Genomic DNA, 21,979 nt, shown 5'->3' on the forward strand with positions numbered 1-21,979 from the left:
GGAGCGGGCTTGCCCGCGATAGGGCTGAAAGCCCGCTTTAACCGGCGACGCCAACCTCTTTGGGCAAGCGCTCATCAATCACTTGGTACAACGCGCTGCTCTGCGGCCAATTGCGCATGAACCGCGCGCGGTCCTTGGCAAACGCCGGGGCGAAGCTGGCGACGGAGCTGTGCTGACACATGGCATCCAAGTCGATCAACGCCCAGCGATCCTCAGCCCAGAACAGGTTATGGCCTTTGAAATCGCCATGACTGATGCGCTCGCGGATCAGCTCGGCAAACAGATGGTCCAGCGCCAGCAGTTCGCTTTCGGGCGCATCACCGCGCTCAACATAGGGTGCAAAGCGCTCGATGATATCCGGGCCCGGCAAGTACTCAGTGACCAGATAAGCCCGGCTGCGCAGCCAGAAAAACCGCTTCTCCAACACCGCCAGAGGCTTGGGCGTCGCGATGCCGAGAAACGCCAGGCGATTACCTTCGCGCCAGGAATGCCAGGCACGGCTCGGGCGCCAGAAGCGCTTGAGCCAATGGGCAAACCCCTTGATGTTGTAGCGTTTGATCACCAGTGGCCGACCGGCCACCTCGACCTTGCCCACGCTGGCCGCGCCACCGGTCTTGTACAGGTGGCCCTGGTCGAGCAACGCATCTGCCTGTTCCAGCACCGGCAGCATCGCTGCTTCTTCTTCGCGACGAATCGCGCGCAAGCCAAAGGCTCCGCGCGTCACGCTGAACAGCGTGCAATCGCGGCCGACCTTGTTCAAAAAGTCCTTCAAGCGCCAGGCGCTGACCTTGCGCACCTGCTTTTCCAGTGCCTCCAGCGGCACGGCGTGTTCGCCGTTGCTCAGCAGGTAATACACCAGTAACTCTTCGGTAAACGGCGCGAGATTTTTCGGCAATTGGGCGAAGAACACGCCGAGGTTTTCCAGCACGCGAGTGCGCGACAGCGGCTTACCCGCCTCCTCGACGCGAACCCCGGCACCGTCGATGAGGTACAGCTTGCCGTCTTGGCGCAGCAGGTTGTCCAGGTGCAGGTCTTCCTGCCACAGGCCTTTGGCGTGCATCTGGGCAATCGCACCCAAGGCCTCGGCGAGCACGGCGGTGTGTTCGTCTGCCAACGGCGGCAACCCTTCGACCGCGTGCCAGGCATCGGCAAGGCTCTCGGCGCCTTCAATGAACTCGAACAGCAGCCAGCCACCCTCGCCATCTTGCAGGCCATCGGCGAGCAACAGCGGCGTGGTCAGGCCTTGCTCGGCCAACAGACGCACGCCAGTGAGCTCACGCTGAAAATGCCGCGCAGCCTTGCTGCCCACCAGCAATTTGGCCAGCACTGGGCGCCCGCGCCAGACGGCGGCGCCCACATAGCGTTCGCCCGGCAACACGCGCAACAGGCTGAGCAGTTGCAACTGCCCCGGGCCGGCGGCGTCTGCAATTTCAAGGGTCAGCGGCAGCTCGGGCCTGCGCCCGGCGTTTTTCAGCGCGGACAAACGCATCAGCGTTTCTCCTTGTGGCTGCGGCGCGCCGTCAGGCGCTGGTACCAGGCGTCGACCAGCGAACTGTCCTCCGCCTGCTCCAGGTAAGCCGCCAGCAGTTGCCGGATTTGCGCGTCCGACCACTGCGGCGCACGGCGCAACAGCGGCTCAAGGTCCTTGACCCGGTCACGCTGGCCAAACAACAGCGGGCGGGTTTTTTCCAGGTCGATCAACTGCGCGGCATACCCGTCACCGGTGGCCTGCAAGAAAATATGCTTGGGGTAAAAACAGCCATGCACCTGCCCAACGCTGTGCAGGTGGCGCGCCAAGCGGCCACAGGCCAACAGGATCGCGCGGTGCTGGGCGTCGGTCAGTTGCGACCATTGTTCGAGCAACGAGTCCAGGTCATTCCAGCCGTCCAGGGCCCGGGTCAGCAGCATCGCGCGGTGCTCGCCATTGACCTTGCGCTCACCGAAAAACGCCGCCTGCAACGCAGGAATACCGAGTTTTTGATAACGGCTGATATTGCGGAATTCACGCGCAAACGTGGGCTCGCCAAACGGCGAGTGCAGGGTGCGCGTCAGGTAATTGCTCTGGCGCTTGAGGTAGTACCCCTGACCTTCGAGCTCCAGGCGAAACACGCTGCTCCAGCCACCTTTGCTGGTGTTGGGCTCATCCACGGCGTCCAGTTGCCTGGCCCACAGGGCGTCGAAGGTCGCGAGGCCGTTGCGCGCAAGTAATGCGCGGTCTTCGGCCGCCAGGAAATCAGTCATTCACGTCCCTCGAAAAACTTCACCACGTGGCGAATTCGCTGTTTGTCCGACGCCGACAGGTGCGTGCGTTGGCGGTATTGCAGATAGAAACGCAGGCGCTGGGTGGCCGACAAGTGATACTTGGCGACCTTGTCCAGGCAGGCCAGGTCTTTGGTGATCCGGTATTTGAGCCAGAAACCGCGCCAGAAATCACCGTTAGGGCAGTCGATCAAATACAGGGTCTGCTGGTCGTCGACCAGCAGGTTGCGCCACTTCAAATCGTTATGGGTGAAGCGATGATCGTGCATCGTGCGCGTATATTCGGCGAGCTGGCGGCTGACCGCACTGACCCACTGAGGGTCTTTCAAGCAGGCGTCGTTACGGTCGGCGAGTGCCGACAGGTCTACGGTTTTCGGCAGCTCGCGGGTGATCATCGCGCCACGGTCGTAGGCCAGGCCTTTGCGTTCAAGGCCCCAGGCCACCACGTCCGCCGTGGGAATGCCCCACTTGGCAAAGCGCTTGAGGTTCTGCCACTCGGACTTCACCCGTGGCTTGCCCAGGTAGCGGCGCAGGCCTTTGCCGGCGCCGACGTAGCGTTTGACGTAGTAATTGACCCCGCCGCGCTCCACGCGGATCACTTCCGACAGCGGGTCGCGGGTCAGGCGTTCGCCCTGCAGGGCAAATACTGCTTCAAGGCTGCCAAAGTCATCCGCCAGGGCGGCATACGCAGGTTCCAGGTTCCAACCCGCCATCAGAGCGCATCCCCGTATCGCTGTTTGCGTGCATAAAGCTTGTCGGCCTTGCCTTGCAGCCATTGCAGCAACGGGCTTTCCTCGGCGAGGACCTGGCGCAGCGGCTGCTGGAAATAGCCCTTGAGGAAGCGCAACTTGTCGCGGCGCGTCAGGCCGATGTCCAGCGCCGAGAAGTACAGGGCTGCCAGGTCTTTGTCGCGCCAGCGATGACTGATCTTGTCGCGGGTCTGGGCACGGTGCAGGTCGATGATCGACAGCTTGAAGTTGTCGGCCGTCACCGGCGTGTCGGTGTGCAGCAGGAAGTGGCAGATGTAGCAGTCACGGTGGTTGACCCCGCCGCGATGCATCATGCCGGTCATGCGCGCCACTTCAGCGATGAGCGCGCGCTTGAGGCGCGGCTCGGGCGGCTGCTTGACCCAGTCGATGCTGAAATCTTCGAGGCTGACAGTGGGCGCCAGCTCTTCGGTGATGATGAACGAGTGCTGGTCGGCCGGGTTGCTGCCGCGCTCGCCATAGGCAACGGCGGTCATGGTCGGCACGCCGATTTCCTGCAGGCGCTGGATAGCCAGCCACTCCTGGCCCGCGCCGAGCACCGGCAGCTTGGCGGTGACCAGGTTCTTGACGATCTCGCCCCAGCCAATGCCACGGTGGATCTTCACAAAGTAGCCACGGCCAGCCACCTCGGTGCGCAAGGTGCGACGCGCTTCGAGTTCACGGTACACCTCGCCTTCCAGCCGCTCGACTTCGGCGAAGGCATCTCGCCCGGCCCAGAGGGTCTTGAACGGTTCGGCAAGCATCAACTTCATCGTTTTGGCTCCGCCAGAATCACATCCGCCGCGTGTTGCGGCATGCTGTAGAGGTCGGCCGTCTCGGCGTACGCCAACCCATTGCGGCCCCAGGCCGCGCGCTGTGCAGTGTCGGTGAGCATGTTCGCCAGGTACTGATTGAGTTGCGCCTGTTCAAACGGCTCATCCAGCACCAGTCCGCTGTCAGCCTCGCTGATGTAGTGGGCGTAACCGCACACGGCCGAAACCAGTACCGGCAGCCCGGCCACCAGGGCTTCGAGCAATACAGTGCCGGTGTTTTCGTTGTACGCCGGGTGGATCAACACGTCGGCCCCCAGCAGGAAGCGCGGGATATCACTGCGGCCCTTGAGGAACTGCACGTTGTCGCCCAGCCCCAATGTGGCGCTCTGCAGTTGGAATACTTTGGGGTCGTCCTGGCCAATTACAAACAGACGGGTGCGTTTTTTCAGTTCCGAGGGCAGCGCGGCCACGGCCTTGAGGCTGCGGTCGACGCCTTTGGTCTTGAAGCCCGAACCGATTTGCACCAGCAGCAGGTCGTCCTCGCCCAGCTTGAACTCCTCGCGAAACCCCTGGCGAATTTCAGCCGCGTTCGGCGGCGCGCGGCGGTCCTGGGCAATGCCCGGCGGCAGCAGGTGGAAGCGCTCCAGCGGGGTGTCGTAATGCTTGATGAACAGCGGCTGCTGCACCTCGGAGATCATCAGGATTTCGGTCTTGGCGCCCTTGGCGAACACCGCACGCTCGTACTCGGCAAAGTGGCGGTAACGGCCAAAGCTTTTGTACAGCGAGTGGCGCAGGTTTTGCGCCTTGTCTTCAAAGCAGCCGTCGGCGGCGTAGTACACGTCCAGGCCAGGCATTTTGTTGAAGCCGATCAGGCGGTCGACCGGGCGCTTGGCCAGGTCGGCTTCCATCCAGGCGCTGAGTTTCTCGTTGCGCCGATGGTTGAAGAACGCCTTGACCGGCGCCACCAGCACTTCGAAACCCGGCGGGACATCGCCTTCCCAGATCAACGTGTAGACACGAATCTGATGGCCGCGCTGCTGGCACTCCAGGGCGATGCGCATGAAGTCGCGCTGCAGGCCACCGAAGGGGAAATATTTGTACAGAACAAAAGCCAGTTGCATCAGTGCAGCTCCTCAGCCAGTAACAACGTGCTCAGTCGGCTTGCCACACGCTCAGGGTTCAAGCGCGTGAAGCACAGGGGCGACTCACGCTTGATGTCGAAACGACGCACATCGTCGGCCGTCGGTTGATAGGTACAGATCTTTTGCAGGCACGGCGCACAGGGGAAGTCGCTGGCCAGGTGAATCTGGCCCTTGCCATAGGCGCCGGTCAGGCCCGGGTTAGTGGGCCCGAACAGGGAAATGGTCGGCACATCCAGGGCGGCAGCCAAGTGGCCAAGGCCGGTGTCCACCGCCACGCAGGCGCGCGCGCCAGCCAGCACACGCGCCACGCCGGCCAGGTTCAACTTGGGCAGCACTTCGGCGTTTGGCAGGCCATAGGCCAGGCGCTCGGCGCGGGTTTTTTCGTCGGCATTGCCCCACGGCAACTTCACGTCCACGCCCAGCCGTCCCATGCGTTCGGCCAGCTCGCGCCAGTAGGCCTCAGGCCAGTGTTTGGTGTCCCAAGTGGTGCCGTGCAGCAGCAATACGAAGGGCTTTTTCGGCGGCAGGCCGAGCAGCTTTTCAGTGCTCAGGCCGTAATCGCCCAAGCCTTTTGGCAGGTCATAACCCAGGGCCACGGCGAACAGCTGGCGCAAACGCTCCACCGCGTGCTGCCCGCGGGCCACGGCCAGGCGTCGGGAATAAAAGCGCGCAGCGATGGGTTCGCGGGCCGAGCTTTTATCGAAGCCCGCCACCGGAGCACGCACGTAGCGCGTCAGCCAGGCGCTTTTGAGCAAGCCTTGGGCGTCGATCACCAAGTCGTATTTGGTCGACTGGACGCGCTGTTTGAAGCGTCGCCATTCGCCACTCTTGATGGTTTGCCAGATGTTTTTACGCCAGCGGCGAATCGCCACCGGGATGACCTTGTCCACGGCCGGGTGCCAGGTGGGAATCTCGGCAAAGCCTTCTTCCACCACCCAGTCAAAGCGAATGCCGGGGATCGCCCGCGCGGCGTCGGTCAATGCCGGCAAGGCGTGGATCACGTCGCCCAGGGATGAGGTCTTGATGAGCAATACGCGCAAAACTAACGGACCTCGACCACAGTGCCCTGCAACCGCTGCAAGGCTTCGCTGACCGGCTGCGGCAGCAACTGGCGCAGGCAATTGTAGTGACCGAACCGGCAGGTGCGGTCAAAGCACGGGCTGCAATCCAGGCCCAGGCGTACCACTTCGACCTTGTCGGCCAACGGCGGGGTAAACCCTGGCGAGGTCGAGCCGTACACCGCCACCAGCGGGCGGTTCAGCGCCGCCGCCACGTGCATCAGGCCGGAGTCGTTGGACACCACCGCCTCGGCGCAGGACAGCAGGTCGATGGCCTCGGCCAGCGAGGTGTCGCCACTGAGGTTCACCGCCTCCTCGCGCAGGCCCGGAATAAGGCGCTGGCGAATGTCTTCACCCACCGAATGATCGTTCTTGGAACCGAACAACCACACCTGCCAGCCTTCGCGGATCTTCATCTCGGCGACTTTGGCGTAATGCTCCGACGGCCAGCGCTTGGACTCGCCAAACTCCGCGCCTGGGCACAGTGCCAACACCGGACGGTCGAGTTCCAGGCCGAACTTGGCGAGGGCGGCGTCGCGGGTCACCGGGTCGATCTGCAGGCTGGGGCGCGGGTAAGGCGTAGGCAGCGCGGCGCCTGGCTCATAGGCCAGGGCCATGAAACGTTCGATCATCAGCGGGTAGCGCGCCTTGTCGAGTGTGCGCACATCATTGAGCAACACGTAGCGAAACTCGCCGCGCCAGCCGGTACGTTTGGGGATGCCGGCAAAATACGGCACCAGCGCCGACTTGAGCGAGTTGGGCAACAGGATCGCCTGGTCATACTGGCCGACCAGGGATTTGCCGATGCGTCGACGGGTCGCCAGTTCGAGGGCGCCGTGGCCGAGCGGAAAGCTCAAAGCCGCGCGCACTTCGGGCATGCGCTCAAGGATCGGCCGGCTCCACTCAGGGGCGAGCACGTCGATTTGGCAGTCGGGATGGCGTTGTTTCAGGCACTGGAACAGTGTCTGTGCCATCACCATGTCACCGACCCAACTGGGCCCAACGATCAGAATATTCATCTAGTTTCCACAAACGATGCGGGGAGGCTTATGCCTCCCCGCCGCCATAATTACTGTCAGTTGCGGTGTGCCTGGGAACCGCTTTGTGTGGTAGCTGGCTTGCCTGCGATAGCATCGCCCCGGTATGCCTGATGCACCGAGGCGCCTGCATCGCGGGCAAGCCCGGCTCCCACACACGCCAGCGTCCACACAGCCCGGCTCCCACATAAATCGAGTATCAGCTTAAACCCAGCGTTTGCCAGATGCGCATCACCTGACGCCGTTCGTCGGCGAACTGGTCCCCGGCCACCGTACCGGCCTCGTTTTGCAGGGCCTGGCGGTGCGCGGCGGAACGGTAGGCCTTATACACCTCGCGCAGCAGATGGGCATCGGCGGCGGGCATCAGCCCGACCTGCTCCAGGCCTTCCAGAATGCGGATATTGTCGGTGTAGCGCAGCAACAATGGATGGTGCGCAGACCACGCCAAAGCCGCGTATTGCACCATAAATTCAATATCGACGATACCTCCGGCGTCCTGCTTGAGGTCGAACGCCGCCGTGGCCTCGAAGGCATTGGCGCCGGTTCCGGCCGTCGTAGACTTGGTGCCCAGGTTGTCGCGCATCTTGGCGCGCATCTCGCTGACCTCCTGGCGCAGCTTCGCCAAGTCGCGCTCACGCCCCAGCACTTTAGCCCTTACGTGCTCGAATGCATGGCCCACATCCTGGCTGCCCACCAGCACGCGCGCGCGGATCAGGGCCTGATGCTCCCAGGTCCAGGCTTCATTCTCCTGATAGCGTTCGAACGCCCCCAGCGAACTCACCAGCAAACCGGAGGCGCCGGAGGGCCGCAGGCGCATGTCCACTTCATACAACTGGCCGGAGTTGGTTTGGGTGGTCAGCAGGTGAATGATGCGCTGACCCAGGCGCGTGAAGAACTGCGCACCGTCAATCGGCTTGGCGCCGTCGGTTTCAGCCTGGGGGTCGCCGTCATGGATAAACACCAGGTCCAGGTCCGAACCATGCCCCAGTTCGATGCCGCCGACTTTTCCGTAACCGACAATGATGAACCCCGGGTCGCACAGCGTGCCGTCCACTCGTTGCGGCGAACCGTGGCGCGCCACTGTCTGGCGCCAGGCCAAGGCCAGCACCTGCTCAAGGATGGCCTCGGCGAGCCAGGTCAGGTAGTCGCTGACTTTCATCAGCGGCAGGCTGCCAGCAATTTCCGAAGCCGCCACGCGCAGGCGATGAGCGAGTTTGAAGTGGCGCAGGGCTTCCATCTGTTGCTCAAGGTCGTCTTCGGGGATACGCGTCAGACGCTCGCGCAACTCGGCGGCCAACTCCGGCGCCAATGGCGGCTTGAACAGACGGCCTTCGTTGAGCAATTCGTCGAGCAGCAGCGGGAAACGCGTGATCTGTTCGGCAATCCACGGGCTGGCAGCGCACAGGGTCAACAGGCGGCGCAGGGCGTCGGGGTTTTCCGTGAGCAGCACCAGGTAAGCGGAACGCCGGGCCACCGCCTCCACCAGCGGCAGCACGCGTTCGAGCACCAGGTCCGGGTTGGCGTGCTCGACGGCCTGGGCCAGCAAGCGCGGGATAAACGCGTCGAGCCGTTCGCGACCGAGGCGCTGCATGGCACGCAATTGCGGGCTGCCGCGCAATCCGGCCAGGGCCTTGAGGGCTTTAGGCGCATCGCTGAAACCGCCTTCCGCCAATTGGCGGCATGCGGCGTCTTCGTCCTGGGACTCTTCCCACAGTGGCAACCACTCACCGCCCACAACCAACTCGCTTTCTTCGCCCTCTTCTTCGTCAGGGTCGGCAATCACCTGGCGGAAGTGCCAGTCGACCCGACCACGCCAGTACATCAAGCGCTCGTGGAAGGCGGCCCAGTCGGCGAAACCCAACATAAAGGCAATACGCGCTTGGTCTTCCGGGCTGTCCGGGAGCATTTGCGTCTGGCGGTCGGCAATCGCCTGGATCGCGTGTTCGGTGTAGCGCAGAAATTCGTAGCCATTGCGCAACTCGGCGATCACTGCCGGCGGCAGGTAGCCCTGGCCTTCCAAGGTGCCGAGCACTTTCAACAGCGGGCGCTGTTGCAGGCTGAGGTCGCGGCCGCCGTGGATCAACTGAAACGCCTGGGCGATAAACTCCACTTCACGGATGCCGCCCGAGCCCAGCTTGATGTTCTCGGCCATGCCCTTGCGCCGCACTTCCTGCTGGATCAGCTGCTTCATGGTGCGCAGCGCTTCAATCGCGGAAAAGTCCAGGTAGCGGCGATAAACGAACGGCCGCAGCATGTCGAGCAGTTGCGCGCCGGCCACCTGATCGCCCGCGACCACGCGCGCCTTGATCATGGCGTAGCGCTCCCAGTCGCGGCCCTGGTCCTGGTAGTACTGTTCCAGCGCATTGAAGCTGAGCACCAGCGCGCCGGCCGAACCGTAAGGCCGCAGGCGCATGTCGACGCGGAATACGAAGCCGTCGACCGTCATCGGGTCCAGCGCCTTGATCAGTTTTTGACCAAGACGAATGAAAAACTCCTGGTTATCCAGGGCGCGCTTCACGCCCACCGTCTCGCCACCTTCTGGGTAGGCGAAGATCAGGTCGATGTCGGACGACAAGTTCAGCTCCACCGCGCCGAGCTTGCCCATGCCGAGGATGACCATGTGCTGCGCTTCACCGCTGCGACGGCCGGTGGGTGTGCCAAATAGTACGCAGTGGCGCTGGTACAACCATTGGTAAGCCTGGTCGATGCTGGCGTCGGCCATGTCGGAGAGGTCGCGACAGGTTTGCACCAGATCCGCCTGACGGGTCAGGTCGCGCCAGATGATGCGCACTTGTTGGCGCGTGCGCTGGCGACGCAGCACGCGACCCAGTTCATCTTCTGTTTCGGCCTGTTGCACGGCACCGGCAATCTGGCCGCACAGCTCACCGGGCGCAAAGCCGCGGTCCAACTCGCCCCAGGCCACCAGTTCAAGCAACATCAAAGGGTCACGAACGCTCTGTTCAATGACGAAATCACTGGCGGCGCACACGCGGGCGAAGTCGGCCCACCGTTGCGGCGTCCACGCAGAAAGTCCATGATCGTCGTCCAGCGCGGCCACTGCGTCACGAAATGACTGCTCGGCCCGCTGGGCAAAAGGCAAGAGAATGGCCGGCAGTTTGGCCAGCGTTGGAAGGCTCATGGTCTATCCTTGATCGGCGCGTAAAGGGCGTGTTGGTGTGAAGGCAACAACCACGCTGGGTGAAGGACTGTCGAACAAAGGTTAGAAATAGCTGAAATTAATTTCATTTTGGCAGCCAACATCAAGCTTTCACCTTTTCTTGTTCGCAAAAGATCAACAATAACGATTATGCTCACCAGCCAGACCGAGCCATACGCTCAGTCTTGTGTAGTTTTACTACTCGTATATACATTCGAAAGGCTGAAATGGCCGACGATTTGTAGTAAAACTACAGGACGCCGAAGCAACCTTCGGCCATCCAAGAATTTATGTCGTCTGCCCACAAGGCCAGTCGCAAACTTCAGGCAACCGATTCTGGTAGCCTTTCCGCCCTGGAGCAAGCCATGCAAGACCTCGATCCCGTCGAAACCCAGGAATGGCTGGACGCCCTGGAATCGGTTCTCGACAAAGAAGGCGAAGACCGTGCTCACTATTTGATGACCCGTATGGGCGAACTCGCGACCCGCAGCGGTTCGCAGTTGCCTTACGCCATCACCACGCCTTACCGCAACACCATCCCCGTTACCCACGAAGCACGCATGCCTGGCGACCTGTTCATGGAACGCCGCATTCGCTCGCTGGTACGCTGGAACGCCATGGCGATGGTAATGCGCACGAACTTGAAAGATTCGGACCTGGGCGGTCACATTTCCAGCTTCGCTTCCAGCGCAACCCTGTATGACATCGGCTTCAACTACTTCTTCCAGGCCCCGACCGACGAACACGGCGGCGACCTGATCTACTTCCAGGGCCACACCTCGCCAGGCGTCTACGCCCGTGCGTTCATGGAAGGCCGCATCAGCGAAGAACAAATGAACAACTTCCGCCAGGAAGTCGACGGCCAGGGCCTCTCGTCCTATCCGCACCCTTGGCTGATGCCTGATTTCTGGCAGTTCCCGACGGTATCCATGGGCCTTGGCCCGATCCAGGCGATCTACCAGGCACGCTTCATGAAGTACCTGGAAGCGCGTGGCTTCATCCCTGAAGGCAAGCAGAAAGTCTGGTGCTTCCTGGGCGACGGCGAGTGTGACGAGCCGGAATCCCTGGGCGCCATCTCCCTGGCTGGCCGCGAGAAGCTCGACAACCTGATCTTCGTCATCAACTGCAACCTGCAGCGCCTCGACGGCCCGGTTCGCGGTAACGGCAAGATCATCCAGGAACTCGAAGGCGTGTTCCGCGGTGCTCAGTGGAACGTGACCAAAGTCATCTGGGGCCGTTTCTGGGACCCACTGCTGGCCAAAGACGTCGACGGTATCCTGCAACGTCGCATGGATGAAGTCATCGACGGCGAGTACCAGAACTACAAAGCCAAAGACGGCGCGTTCGTCCGTGAACACTTCTTCAACTCGCCGGAACTCAAGGCGATGGTTGCAGACCTGTCCGACGACGAGATCTGGAAACTCAACCGTGGCGGCCACGACCCGTACAAGGTCTACGCGGCGTACCACGAAGCGGTCAACCACAAAGAACAACCGACCGTCATCCTGGCCAAGACCATCAAGGGTTATGGCACCGGTGCCGGCGAAGCGAAGAACACTGCGCACAACACCAAGAAAGTCGACGTCGACAGCCTGAAGTTGTTCCGCGACCGCTTCGACATCCCCGTCAAGGACGAAGAGCTGGAGAACCTGCCGTTCTTCAAGCCTGAGCCGAACAGCGCCGAGGCCCGTTACCTGGCCGAGCGCCGCACTGCCCTGGGCGGTTTCGTGCCACAGCGCCGCGCCAAGAGCTTCGACATTCCGACGCCACCATTGGATACCCTCAAGGCTATCCTGGACGGCTCGGGCGACCGTGAAATCTCCACCACCATGGCCTTCGTGCGGATCCTCGCGCAGCTGGTCAAGGACAAGGAAATCGGCTCGCGTATCGTCCCGATCATCCCGGACGAAGCCCGTACCTTCGGTATGGAAGGCATGTTCCGTCAGTTGGGCATCTACTCCTCCGTCGGCCAGCTCTACGAGCCAGTCGATAAAGACCAGGTGATGTTCTACAAGGAAGACAAGAAGGGCCAGATCCTCGAAGAAGGCATCAACGAAGCGGGCGCCATGAGCTCCTTCATCGCTGCCGGTACTTCGTACTCCAGCCACAACCAGCCAATGCTGCCGTTCTACATCTTCTACTCGATGTTCGGTTTCCAGCGCATTGGCGACCTGGCTTGGGCAGCAGGCGACAGCCGTACCCGTGGCTTCCTGATCGGCGGCACCGCTGGCCGGACCACGCTGAACGGCGAAGGCCTGCAACACGAAGACGGTCACAGCCACATCCTGGCTGCCACCATCCCGAACTGCCGCACCTTTGATCCAACCTACGGCTATGAGCTGGCGGTGATCATCCAGGACGGCATGAAGAAGATGACCGAACAGCAGCAGGACGTTTTCTACTACATCACCGTGATGAACGAGTCCTACCAGCAACCCGCCATGCCGGCCGGTGTTGAGGAAGGCATCATCAAGGGCATGTACCTGCTCGAAGAAGACACCAAGGAAGCGGCGCACCACGTGCAGCTGATGGGCTCCGGCACCATCCTGCGTGAAGTGCGTGAAGCGGCGAAGATCCTGCGTGACGAGTTCAACGTCGGCGCTGACGTGTGGAGCGTTACCAGCTTCAACGAACTGCGTCGCGACGGCCTGGCAGTCGAGCGCAACAACCGTCTGCACCCAGGTCAGAAGCCTGCGCTGAGCTACGTCGAAGAGTGCCTGAACGGCCGTAAAGGTCCGGTGATCGCCTCTACCGACTACATGAAACTGTTTGCTGAACAAATTCGCCAGTGGGTCCCGTCCAAGGAATTCAAAGTCCTGGGCACCGACGGTTTCGGTCGCAGTGACAGCCGCAAGAAGCTGCGTCACTTCTTCGAAGTCGACCGTCACTTCGTGGTGTTGGCAGCCTTGGAAGCCTTGGCTGACCGTGGTGAAATCGAACCGAAGGTGGTGGCTGACGCTATCGTCAAGTTCGGGATCAACCCGGAAAAACGCAACCCACTGGACTGCTGAGGAGATTTTTTGTGAGCGAACTCATTCGCGTACCTGACATCGGCAGCGGTGAAGGTGAAGTAATCGAGCTGTTTGTGAAGGTCGGCGACACTGTCGAAGCCGACCAGAGCATCCTGACCCTCGAATCGGACAAGGCGAGCATGGAAATCCCTGCTCCCAAGGCCGGTGTGGTCAAGAGCCTGAAAGTGAAGCTGGGCGACCGCCTGAAAGAAGGCGACGAACTGCTGGAACTGGAAATCGAAGGTGCCGCTGATGCGGCCCCTGCGGCGGCCCCGGCTGCCGCTGCTGCGCCAGCGCCTGCTGCTGAAAAGCCAGCTGCTGCCGAGGCTGCTCCAGCCCCGGCTGCTGCACCTGCCGCTGCTACCGTCCAGGACATTCATGTTCCGGACATCGGTTCGTCGGGCAAGGCCAAGATCATTGAGCTGCTGGTTAAAGTCGGCGATACCGTCGAAGCCGACCAGTCGCTGATCACTCTGGAGTCCGACAAGGCCTCCATGGAAATCCCTTCGCCGGCTGCCGGCGTGGTGGAAAGCATCGCGGTCAAGCTGGAAGACGAAGTCGGCACTGGCGACTTCATCCTCAAGCTGAAAGTACAAGGCGCTGCGCCTGCTGCGGCACCGGCTCCAGCCGCTGCTGCACCGGCTGCCAAAGCTGAAGCGGCTCCGGCTGCTGCTGCCCCGGCACCTGCTGCCAAAGCCGAGGCCGCACCGGCCCCGGCTGCTGCGCCTGCGCCAAGCGGTGCCAAGGTTCACGCCGGCCCAGCCGTACGTCAGCTGGCCCGTGAGTTCGGCGTTGAGCTGAACGCTGTGTCGGCCACGGGCCCACACGGTCGCGTGTTGAAGGAAGACGTGCAGGTTTACGTCAAATCCATGATGCAGAAGGCCAAGGAAGCTCCGGCTGCCGGCGCTGCTACCGGTGGTTCGGGCATTCCGCCGATCCCGGTCGTGGACTTCAGCCGCTTCGGCGAAACCGAAGAAGTGCCGATGACCCGCCTGATGCAAATCGGCGCGTCGAGCCTGCACCGCAGCTGGCTTAACATCCCGCACGTGACTCAGTTCGACCAGGCCGACATCACCGACCTGGAAGCTTTCCGCGTTGCGCAGAAAGCCGTGGCCGAGAAGGCTGGCGTGAAACTGACCGTGCTGCCGTTGCTGCTCAAGGCCTGCGCGCACCTGCTCAAGGAGCTGCCGGACTTCAACAGTTCGCTGGCACCAAGCGGCAAAGCGATCATCCGCAAGAAGTACGTGAACATCGGCTTTGCGGTCGACACCCCTGACGGCCTGCTGGTACCGGTCATCAAGAACGTCGACCAGAAGAGCCTGCTGCAACTCGCTGCCGAAGCGGCTGCGCTGGCTGCCAAGGCCCGCGACAAGAAGCTCACCGCAGACGACATGCAAGGCGCTTGCTTCACCATCTCCAGCCTCGGTCACATTGGCGGTACTGGCTTCACGCCAATCGTCAACGCGCCGGAAGTGGCGATCCTGGGTGTTTCCAAGGCCACTATCCAGCCTGTGTGGGACGGTAAAGCGTTCCAGCCGAAGCTGATGCTGCCGCTGTCGTTGTCCTACGATCACCGCGTGATCAACGGCGCCGCTGCTGCTCGCTTCACTCAGCGCCTGAGCCAGTTGCTGAACGACATCCGCACCATCCTGCTGTAAGCCACAACGGGCCTCCCTATCACCGGGGAGGCCTGGCCGCACCGATTTCCGAGCGCCACGCTCGTACCTCAACCCCGCCACTTGGCGGGGCTTTTTTTGGACTTTTTTTGGTCACTGTGAACGGACGTGTACACCACCGATCACCCCGACTGCAGAAATCCACCGCCCGGCCGATAACTGCCTTATAGCACTTAGCCTTCATCCTCTCTTGTCACTGCGGGCTGCATGATGCAACCTTGCCGCAGGCGACAGTAAAGAGGGCGTGAGCCCGGCGCCGTGCGCATCTTCCCAAGCGAGTTTCCCCCATGAAAAGCCAGCCCGATGTCGCCCGAATGGCGGCCGAGGTAGTGACGCAGTTACCGGTGCCCTCGCGCCTCGGTATGCTGCGTTTCGAGCGGCTTAATGAGGCGAGCTGGTCCCTGCTGTACCTCGACCCCAACTGCGAGCGCCAATTCGGCCTGCCGGCGGTCGAGCTGTGTGCCCTGCTCGGCACGCCCTACGCCAGCCTGATGGAACCCCAGGCACGCTACCAGTTGCATGACGCGATCCAGCTGCAACTGACCCAGAGCCCGCATTACCTGGTGCGCTACACCCTGCACACCAATGATGGCCCGCTGAGCCTGCTGGAAATGGGCGAGGCCTACAAACAACACAATCGTCACCTGCTGCGCGGTTACCTGATGGTGGTCGACGGGCTGTTCAGCGAAATCCCCACCGCCGCCCCGACCGCCGACCTGGAAAGCCAGAACAGCCGCCTGCAGATCGCCCTGGAGCTCAACCAACGCGCCCAACAGGAACAGCTGCAGCACCTGGAACGGGTGCGCGCGCAACAGGAACTGATCCTGTTGCTGGCACGCCAGCGCTACACCACGCCCAATTCGCTGCAAGAAGCCGCCGAGCTGATCACCCGCAGCGCCTGTGACATCTACCAGATCGACTGCGCCAGCATCTGGAACCTCGAAGGCCAGCGCCTGGTGCCGATCTCGGCATACCACCGCGACGACCAACAGCACCATCTGCCCGAAGCCATCGACGCCAGCAGCTTCCCCGACTACCTGGAAGCCCTGCATTCGAGCCGCGCCATCGACGCCACCCATGCGCTGCGTGACCCACGCACCCGGGAAATGGCCGAGAGCCTGCGCGCCAAGGACGTTCACGCGATGCTCGACGCCAGCATCCGCGTGGACGGCCAGGTCGTCGGGGTGCTGTGCCTGGAGCAAAGTGGCAGCTCGCGCGCCTGGCAGTCGGATGAAATCGCCTTCGCCGGCGAGCTGGCGGACCAATTCGCGCAAGTCATCAACAACCACAACCGCCGCACCGCCACCAGCGCCCTGCACCTGTTCCAGCGGGCCGTGGAGCAAAGCGCCAACGCCTTTCTGCTGGTCAATTGCGACGGCGTGGTGGAATACGTCAACCCGAGTTTCACCGCCATCACTCAATACAGCGCCGAGGAAGTCCACGGCCATCGCCTGGCGCAACTGCCGGCCCTGGAAAACCTCAGCGAGCTGCTGTTCGACGCACCGTCGAGCCTGGCCAAAAGCAACAGCTGGCAAGGTGAGTTCAAGAGCCGGCGCAAGAACCTCGAACCCTACTGGGGCCAGTTGTCGATTTCCAAGGTGTATGGTGACAACCGCGAGTTGACCCACTACATCGGCATCTACGAAGACATCACCCAGAACAAGCTCGCGCAGCAACGCATCGAGCGCCTGGCCTACACCGACAACCTGACCAACCTGGGTAACCGCCCGGCGTTTATCCGCAACCTCGATGAACGCTTCGCCCGCGACAGCGACAGCCCAATCAGCCTGTTGCTGGTGGACATCGACAACTTCAAGCGCATCAACGACAGCCTCGGCCACCAGACCGGCGACAAACTGCTGATCAGTCTGGCCCGACGCCTGCGCAACAGCCTGAGTGCCGGCGGCAGCCTGGCGCGCTTTGCCAGTAACGAATTTGCGGTGTTGCTCGATGACACTGACCTGGAGACCGGCCAGCAAGTCGCCAGCCAACTGCTGGCCACGCTCGACAAACCGATGTTCGTCGACAACCAGTTGATCAGCGTCACCGGCTCCGTGGGCCTGGCCTGCGCACCGTTGCACGGCCGTGACCCGCAAACTCTGATGCGCAACGCTGGCCTGGCCCTGCACAAGGCCAAGGCCAATGGCAAACACCAGGTGCAGGTGTTCACCGAAGCGCTGAACGCCGAGGCCAGTTACAAGCTGTTCGTGGAAAACAACCTGCGCCGCGCCCTGACCCAGAACGAGCTGGACGTGTTCTACCAGCCCAAGCTGTGCCTGCGCAGCGGCCGCTTGTTGGGCATGGAAGCGCTGCTGCGCTGGAACCACCCGGAAAAGGGCATGATCCGTCCCGACCAGTTCATCAGCGTGGCTGAAGAGACCGGGCTGATCATTCCCATCGGCAAATGGATCGCGCGCCAGGCCTGCCGCATGAGTCGGCAACTGACTGCCGCGGGCATGGGCAACCTGCAGGTGGCGATCAACCTGTCGCCCAAACAGTTCTCCGACCCGGACCTCGTGGCCTCGATCGCCACCATCCTCAAGGAAGAACAGCTGCCCGCCAACCTGCTGGAGCTGGAGCTGACCGAAGGCCTGCTGCTGGAAGCCACGGAAGACACGCGCCTGCAACTGGACCAGCTGAAAAGCTTCGGTTTGACCCTGGCCATGGACGACTTCGGCACCGGTTACTCGTCGCTGAGCTACCTGAAAAAATTCCCCATCGACATCATCAAGATCGATCGCAGTTTTATCCACGAAATCCCGGACAACCAGGACGACATGGAAATCACCTCGGCGGTGATCGCCATGGCCCACAACCTCAAGCTCAAGGTGGTGGCCGAAGGCATCGAGACGGCCGAACAGCTGGCGTTCCTGCGCCGGCATCGCTGCGATGTGGGCCAGGGCTACCTGTTCGACCGGCCGATCCCCGGCGCAGAGCTGTTGGAGAAGCTCAAACGCTACCCGCGCGGGCCAATCGCCTGACAGCGCTGTAACACTCGGGCACACTGGCGGTCTGACTTTTTACTGTTACTCAACCTGACGAGAGGACTGATCATGGTCTTGCGCTCGGAAATTCTGGTGAACAAAAACGTGCTGCCCACTCAAGAACAAGCTTTGCCTGGCCGTGAAACCCCGATGGCGCTGCCGGAGACGCATTTCGTCAACGGCAACCCGCTGCTGGGCCCGTTTCTCGACGACGTCGGCTTTGCGATTTTCGGCCTTGGTTGTTTCTGGGGCGCGGAGCGTAAATTCTGGCAACGCGACGGCGTGGTCAGCACCGTGGTCGGCTACGCCGGCGGCTACACGCCGAACCCCACGTACGAAGAAGTCTGCTCGGGCCTGACCGGCCACAGCGAAGTCGTGCTGGTGGTGTATGACCAGGCCAAAGTGAAATACGAAGACTTGTTGAAGATGTTCTGGGAACTGCACAACCCGACCCAGGGCATGCGCCAAGGCAACGACATTGGCAGCCAATACCGCTCGGTGATCTACGCCACCACGCCGGAACAGCTGGCGGCGGCGCAGGCCAGTGCCGAGGCGTATCAAGGTGAATTGAGCAAGGCTGGCCTGGGTACGATCACCACGGAAATCGAAGAAGCGCCAACGGTGTACTTCGCCGAGACGTATCACCAGCAGTACCTGGCGAAGAATCCGCAGGGCTATTGCGGGATCGGCGGCACCGGCGTGACTTGCCCGATCTAAGACTTGCGCAGTTCAAATGTGGGAGCGGGCTTGCTCGCGAATGCGGTGAATCAGTCGACCTATCTGTTAACTGATACTGCGTTTTCGCGAGCAAGCCCGCTCCCACACTTGTTTGTGTGTTTGGCTTAAGATCCAGCTTCAGCAATCAACCAATCCATCTGCCACCCGCCCTGGGTCTGGCCCAGCTTCTTGGACAGCCACGGCAGCAGCTCACGCAATTCCTCTTCCAAACCCCACGGCGGGTTGGCGATCGCCAGGCCCGAGCCGGTCAGGGTGTTGGGTGTGTCCAGCGGATGCACCAGCAATTCCACCCGCAGTAACTTCGGCGCACCCGTGCCCGCCAAGTCCTGGTAGAAGCGGCGCAACATGCGCTGGTCCTTCACCGGGTACCAGATCGCCGCGACGGTCTGGCGCATGCGGCTGATCGCTTCCTTAAGAGACGCCGCGCAGCGCTGCATCTCGTCGAGCTGTTCAAACGGCGGGTCGATCAGCATCAACGCGCGTTTTTCCGGCACCGGCAGCAAGGCACGAGGCACATGCCAGCCTTCGCCCAGGTGCACTTTGACCCGACGATCACCCTTCATGTTGTCCTTGAGCAGCACGCCGTCTTCCGGGTGCTTCTCATTGAGCAATACGCGATCCTGTGGCCGCGTCAGGCGTCGCGCCAGCTCCGGCGAGCCGGGGTAGTAGCGCAACTGGCCATCCGGGTTCATCTCGTGCAGCACGCGCATGTAGTCGGCGGTCAGCGGCGGCAAGTCGCTCGCCCCCCACAGCCGGGCGATGCCTTCCAGGTATTCACCGGTGCGGTTGGCCTGGTCGCCCTGCAAGTCGTAGAGCCCGATGCCCGCGTGAGTGTCGAGGTAGGCGAACGGCTGCTCCTTGCGCGACATCAGGGCGATGAGGCGGGTCAAGGTCAGGTGTTTGAAGACATCGGCGTGGTTGCCGGCGTGAAAGGCGTGACGATAATTCATGGTTGCTCCTGCGCAGGGGGCGAAGTTTACCTTCTACACGCACAAAGGTGCAGGGCTGCGTGTCGGGTAGGCCTTATGCCGTAAACATTGGCATACCCCGCAAAACAGTCTAATTCCCCCTGTGGGAGCGGGCTTGCCCGCGATGCAGGCGACGCGGTATTACCCATACACGCGGTGACGCTATCGCAGGCAAGCCAGCTTCCACAGTGCCCGGGAGCGCCCATGAAATCCAAGGAGGTCAATTATCATTATGAAAGACGCCACCATCGCCCTGCACCACGGCTTCAAGTCGGACCCGACCACCAAGGCGGTCGCCGTGCCGATCTACCAGAACGTCGCCTTCGAATTCGATAACGCGCAACACGGCGCCGACCTGTTCAACCTGGACGTGCCCGGCAATATCTACACCCGAATCATGAACCCTACCAACGACGTGCTGGAGCAGCGCATGGCCGCCCTCGAAGGCGGCATCGCGGCCCTGGCCGTCTCGGCTGGCAGCGCGGCGATCCACTATGCAATCCAGACCCTGACCCGCGCCGGTGACAACATCGTCACCACCCCGCAACTCTATGGCGGCACTTACACCCTGTTTGCCCACCTGCTGCCAAGCTTTGGCGTGGACGTGCGCTTCGCCCGCGACGACTCTGCCGACGCCATCGCCGAGCTGATCGATGACAACACCAAGCTGGTGTACTGCGAAAGCATCGGCAACCCGGCGGGCAATATCATCGACATCGAAGCACTGGCCGACGTCGCCCACGCACGCGGCGTGCCGCTGGTGGTCGACAACACCGTGGCCACGCCGATCCTGTGCAAGCCGATCCGCTTCGGCGCCGACATCGTGGTGCATTCGGTGACCAAATACGTCGGCGGCCACGGCAACTCCCTCGGTGGCGTGATCGTCGACAGCGGTACCTTTGCCTGGGCCGACTACCCGGAAAAATTCCCTGGCCTTAACCAGCCCGAACCGGCCTATCACGGGGTGGTCTACACCGAAAAATTCGGCCCCGCCGCCTTCATCGCCCGCGCCCGTACCGTGCCATTGCGCAACACCGGCGCAGCGCTGGCGCCGATGAATGCGTTCCTGCTGCTGCAAGGCCTGGAAACCCTGGCGCTGCGCATGGAGCGCCACACCGAAAACGCCCTGAAGATCGCGCAGTTCCTGCAAGGGCATGCCGACGTCGAGTGGGTCAGCTACGCCGGCCTGCCCGATCATCCACACCACGCATTGGCGCAGAAATACATGCAGGGCAAACCTTCAGCCATCCTGTCCTTTGGCTTGAAGGGCGGCTATGAAGCCGGTGTGCGCTTCTACGACGCGCTGCAAATCTTCAAGCGCCTGGTGAACATAGGTGACGCCAAATCCCTGGCCTGCCACCCCGCCTCCACCACCCATCGGCAAATGAACGAGCAGGAACAGGCCAAGGCCGGCGTGAAGCCCGAGATGATTCGCCTGTCGGTAGGCATCGAGGCGATCGAAGACCTCATCGAAGATTTGCAGCAGGCATTGGGCTCAACTCAGCTCTAAGGCGAGGTAGTCGGCCAGCGCCTCATGGCTGACGGCCGGAAGGCGCGCGAAGTAAGCGACCTTGTGTTGCAAGGTCGTTGGGGTGAAGGCTGTGTATAAGTCTGGGCGCTGCTCCTCAAGCCATTGCAGCAGGTTGTCGATCAGGGTTTGCGGTGATTGCGCCGCCAGGTGCTCCAATAAAGGTGCCGGGACTCGCCACCACGGGCTGTTTTTAGCCGCCCTGACTGCGCCAGTCGCCACTGCCACTGGCTCGCCATTGATCAGATAACGCTGGAACACTGGCAATAGCTCTCCCGCGTCGTCGCCCAGCTTTTGCAACATTGGCAGAAACTGAGTGCCATCCCAGAAGCGCAAAAATACTTCCTGGCCATCGGGCAAGTACACCTTGGTCAAGCTTTGCAGGTGCGCAATTACGACTTCCAACGGGCTCGACGACACCGCCAGCCAACCCCAGTCTGTTGATTCGGTGGCTGCAATCCAATCGAGGAAGGGGCTGTCGGGTTCGATGATTGCGACATAGGGCATTACGTCAGCCCACTCCGCGTAGGCTGTGCCTGCCCAGATGGGTTGGGGCGGCAGGCCGGCTGCCATTTTTCGCCAAGCGTCTACCGGCTTTGCGTCGCTGGCGTTACTGAGAATGACGAAGGCAATCTCAGTCGCCTGAAGGGTACAGTGGGTTAACCAGGTTTTTGGTAAAAATTGATTCGGCATTAGATATATCCAATCAAAGGAGGACGCAAGCAATGATTCGCTTTTTAAAATAATTGCCGCCAAAAAAAGCGCCAAGAATCACATTTTGAAAAGTCTCGCCCACTCTAAAACCAGTCAACCTCCTCCCACCCCACAAGTTCCCCTATGACAAGCAAGATAAAAATACCCAGGACGGAGGCCACTAAACAGACACCAATACTTCTCAAACT

15 protein-coding genes are annotated in these 21,979 nt (G+C 61.8%); 5 read left to right on the forward strand and 10 right to left on the reverse strand.

Annotated elements, in window-relative coordinates:
* Window positions 1-37 precede the first annotated feature (37 nt).
* The 8 genes from WBB95_RS07925 to glnE all read right to left on the reverse strand — a co-directional run bounded on the left by WBB95_RS07925 (window position 38) and on the right by glnE (window position 10,154).
* The gene (locus WBB95_RS07925) at window positions 38-1,489 is read right to left on the reverse strand and encodes a lipopolysaccharide kinase InaA family protein (RefSeq protein WP_424487065.1); all 1,452 of its coding nucleotides are present in this window, start codon (window positions 1,487-1,489) and stop codon (window positions 38-40) included.
* Entirely contained in the window at window positions 1,489-2,241 is a 753-nt protein-coding gene (locus WBB95_RS07930; protein ID WP_424487066.1) for a lipopolysaccharide kinase InaA family protein, read from the reverse strand. The genes WBB95_RS07925 and WBB95_RS07930 overlap by 1 nt, the downstream gene beginning before the upstream one ends.
* On the reverse strand, window positions 2,238-2,972 hold the full coding sequence (locus WBB95_RS07935; RefSeq protein WP_424487067.1) for a lipopolysaccharide kinase InaA family protein: 735 nt from the start codon (window positions 2,970-2,972) through the stop codon (window positions 2,238-2,240). The genes WBB95_RS07930 and WBB95_RS07935 overlap by 4 nt, the downstream gene beginning before the upstream one ends.
* Window positions 2,972-3,778: a lipopolysaccharide core heptose(I) kinase RfaP gene (gene rfaP / locus WBB95_RS07940; RefSeq protein WP_424487068.1), complete on the reverse strand. Its 807-nt coding sequence runs from the start codon at window positions 3,776-3,778 to the stop codon at window positions 2,972-2,974. Before rfaP ends, WBB95_RS07935 begins: the two co-directional genes overlap by 1 nt.
* Complete coding sequence (locus tag WBB95_RS07945; protein ID WP_424487069.1) at window positions 3,775-4,899, reverse strand: glycosyltransferase family 4 protein; 1,125 nt, start codon at window positions 4,897-4,899, stop codon at window positions 3,775-3,777. The genes rfaP and WBB95_RS07945 overlap by 4 nt, the downstream gene beginning before the upstream one ends.
* Window positions 4,899-5,960 carry a lipopolysaccharide heptosyltransferase I gene (waaC, locus tag WBB95_RS07950; protein WP_424487070.1) on the reverse strand — a complete coding sequence of 354 codons (1,062 nt, stop codon included), beginning with the start codon at window positions 5,958-5,960 and terminating at the stop codon, window positions 4,899-4,901. Before waaC ends, WBB95_RS07945 begins: the two co-directional genes overlap by 1 nt.
* Before the next feature lie 2 nt (window positions 5,961-5,962).
* Window positions 5,963-6,997: a lipopolysaccharide heptosyltransferase II gene (gene waaF, locus WBB95_RS07955; protein WP_424487071.1), complete on the reverse strand. Its 1,035-nt coding sequence runs from the start codon at window positions 6,995-6,997 to the stop codon at window positions 5,963-5,965.
* A 217-nt stretch (window positions 6,998-7,214) separates the two neighbouring features.
* On the reverse strand, window positions 7,215-10,154 hold the full coding sequence (gene glnE, locus WBB95_RS07960) for a bifunctional [glutamate--ammonia ligase]-adenylyl-L-tyrosine phosphorylase/[glutamate--ammonia-ligase] adenylyltransferase (RefSeq protein ID WP_424487072.1): 2,940 nt from the start codon (window positions 10,152-10,154) through the stop codon (window positions 7,215-7,217).
* A 383-nt stretch (window positions 10,155-10,537) separates the two neighbouring features.
* Between glnE and aceE the strand changes: the two genes are divergently transcribed.
* The 4 genes from aceE (at window position 10,538) to msrA (ending at window position 18,560) form a co-directional block, all read left to right on the forward strand.
* Window positions 10,538-13,183: a pyruvate dehydrogenase (acetyl-transferring), homodimeric type gene (gene aceE / locus WBB95_RS07965; RefSeq protein ID WP_424487073.1), complete on the forward strand. Its 2,646-nt coding sequence runs from the start codon at window positions 10,538-10,540 to the stop codon at window positions 13,181-13,183.
* A gap of 11 nt (window positions 13,184-13,194) precedes the next feature.
* Window positions 13,195-14,841: a dihydrolipoyllysine-residue acetyltransferase gene (gene aceF / locus WBB95_RS07970; protein ID WP_424487074.1), complete on the forward strand. Its 1,647-nt coding sequence runs from the start codon at window positions 13,195-13,197 to the stop codon at window positions 14,839-14,841.
* A gap of 305 nt (window positions 14,842-15,146) precedes the next feature.
* Entirely contained in the window at window positions 15,147-17,840 is a 2,694-nt protein-coding gene (locus tag WBB95_RS07975; protein ID WP_424487075.1) for a putative bifunctional diguanylate cyclase/phosphodiesterase, read from the forward strand.
* A 72-nt stretch (window positions 17,841-17,912) separates the two neighbouring features.
* A complete protein-coding gene (gene msrA, locus WBB95_RS07980; protein ID WP_424487076.1) occupies window positions 17,913-18,560 on the forward strand; it encodes a peptide-methionine (S)-S-oxide reductase MsrA in 648 nt (215 codons plus the stop codon).
* A gap of 125 nt (window positions 18,561-18,685) precedes the next feature.
* Here msrA and WBB95_RS07985 read toward each other — a convergent pair whose 3' ends face one another.
* The gene (locus tag WBB95_RS07985) at window positions 18,686-19,531 is read right to left on the reverse strand and encodes a 23S rRNA (adenine(2030)-N(6))-methyltransferase RlmJ (RefSeq protein ID WP_424487077.1); all 846 of its coding nucleotides are present in this window, start codon (window positions 19,529-19,531) and stop codon (window positions 18,686-18,688) included.
* 250 nt (window positions 19,532-19,781) lie between these two features.
* Between WBB95_RS07985 and WBB95_RS07990 the strand changes: the two genes are divergently transcribed.
* Window positions 19,782-21,059 carry an O-acetylhomoserine aminocarboxypropyltransferase/cysteine synthase family protein gene (locus WBB95_RS07990; protein ID WP_424487078.1) on the forward strand — a complete coding sequence of 426 codons (1,278 nt, stop codon included), beginning with the start codon at window positions 19,782-19,784 and terminating at the stop codon, window positions 21,057-21,059.
* Here WBB95_RS07990 and WBB95_RS07995 read toward each other — a convergent pair.
* A complete protein-coding gene (locus WBB95_RS07995; protein ID WP_424487084.1) occupies window positions 21,045-21,770 on the reverse strand; it encodes a DUF4123 domain-containing protein in 726 nt (241 codons plus the stop codon). The two genes, WBB95_RS07990 and WBB95_RS07995, sit on opposite strands and share 15 nt — an antisense overlap.
* Window positions 21,771-21,979 lie beyond the last annotated feature (209 nt).

The organism is Pseudomonas sp., from assembly GCF_049645325.1.
In the GTDB taxonomy this organism is placed as follows: Bacteria; Pseudomonadota; Gammaproteobacteria; order Pseudomonadales; family Pseudomonadaceae; genus Aquipseudomonas.

What these genes read in the sequence shown, in the direction of transcription:
- WBB95_RS07925 (WP_424487065.1), bottom strand. Translation starts at nt 1,489, where the DNA reads ATGCGTTTGTCCGCGCTGAAAAACGCCGGGCGCAGGCCCGAGCTGCCG.
- WBB95_RS07985 (WP_424487077.1), bottom strand. Translation starts at nt 19,531, where the DNA reads ATGAATTATCGTCACGCCTTTCACGCCGGCAACCACGCCGATGTCTTC.
- WBB95_RS07935 (WP_424487067.1), bottom strand. Translation starts at nt 2,972, where the DNA reads ATGGCGGGTTGGAACCTGGAACCTGCGTATGCCGCCCTGGCGGATGAC.
- glnE (WP_424487072.1), bottom strand. Translation starts at nt 10,154, where the DNA reads ATGAGCCTTCCAACGCTGGCCAAACTGCCGGCCATTCTCTTGCCTTTT.
- waaF (WP_424487071.1), bottom strand. Translation starts at nt 6,997, where the DNA reads ATGAATATTCTGATCGTTGGGCCCAGTTGGGTCGGTGACATGGTGATG.
- WBB95_RS07990 (WP_424487078.1), top strand. Translation starts at nt 19,782, where the DNA reads ATGAAAGACGCCACCATCGCCCTGCACCACGGCTTCAAGTCGGACCCG.
- WBB95_RS07975 (WP_424487075.1), top strand. Translation starts at nt 15,147, where the DNA reads ATGAAAAGCCAGCCCGATGTCGCCCGAATGGCGGCCGAGGTAGTGACG.
- msrA (WP_424487076.1), top strand. Translation starts at nt 17,913, where the DNA reads ATGGTCTTGCGCTCGGAAATTCTGGTGAACAAAAACGTGCTGCCCACT.
- WBB95_RS07930 (WP_424487066.1), bottom strand. Translation starts at nt 2,241, where the DNA reads ATGACTGATTTCCTGGCGGCCGAAGACCGCGCATTACTTGCGCGCAAC.
- WBB95_RS07995 (WP_424487084.1), bottom strand. Translation starts at nt 21,770, where the DNA reads ATGCCGAATCAATTTTTACCAAAAACCTGGTTAACCCACTGTACCCTT.
- WBB95_RS07945 (WP_424487069.1), bottom strand. Translation starts at nt 4,899, where the DNA reads ATGCAACTGGCTTTTGTTCTGTACAAATATTTCCCCTTCGGTGGCCTG.
- rfaP (WP_424487068.1), bottom strand. Translation starts at nt 3,778, where the DNA reads ATGAAGTTGATGCTTGCCGAACCGTTCAAGACCCTCTGGGCCGGGCGA.
- aceE (WP_424487073.1), top strand. Translation starts at nt 10,538, where the DNA reads ATGCAAGACCTCGATCCCGTCGAAACCCAGGAATGGCTGGACGCCCTG.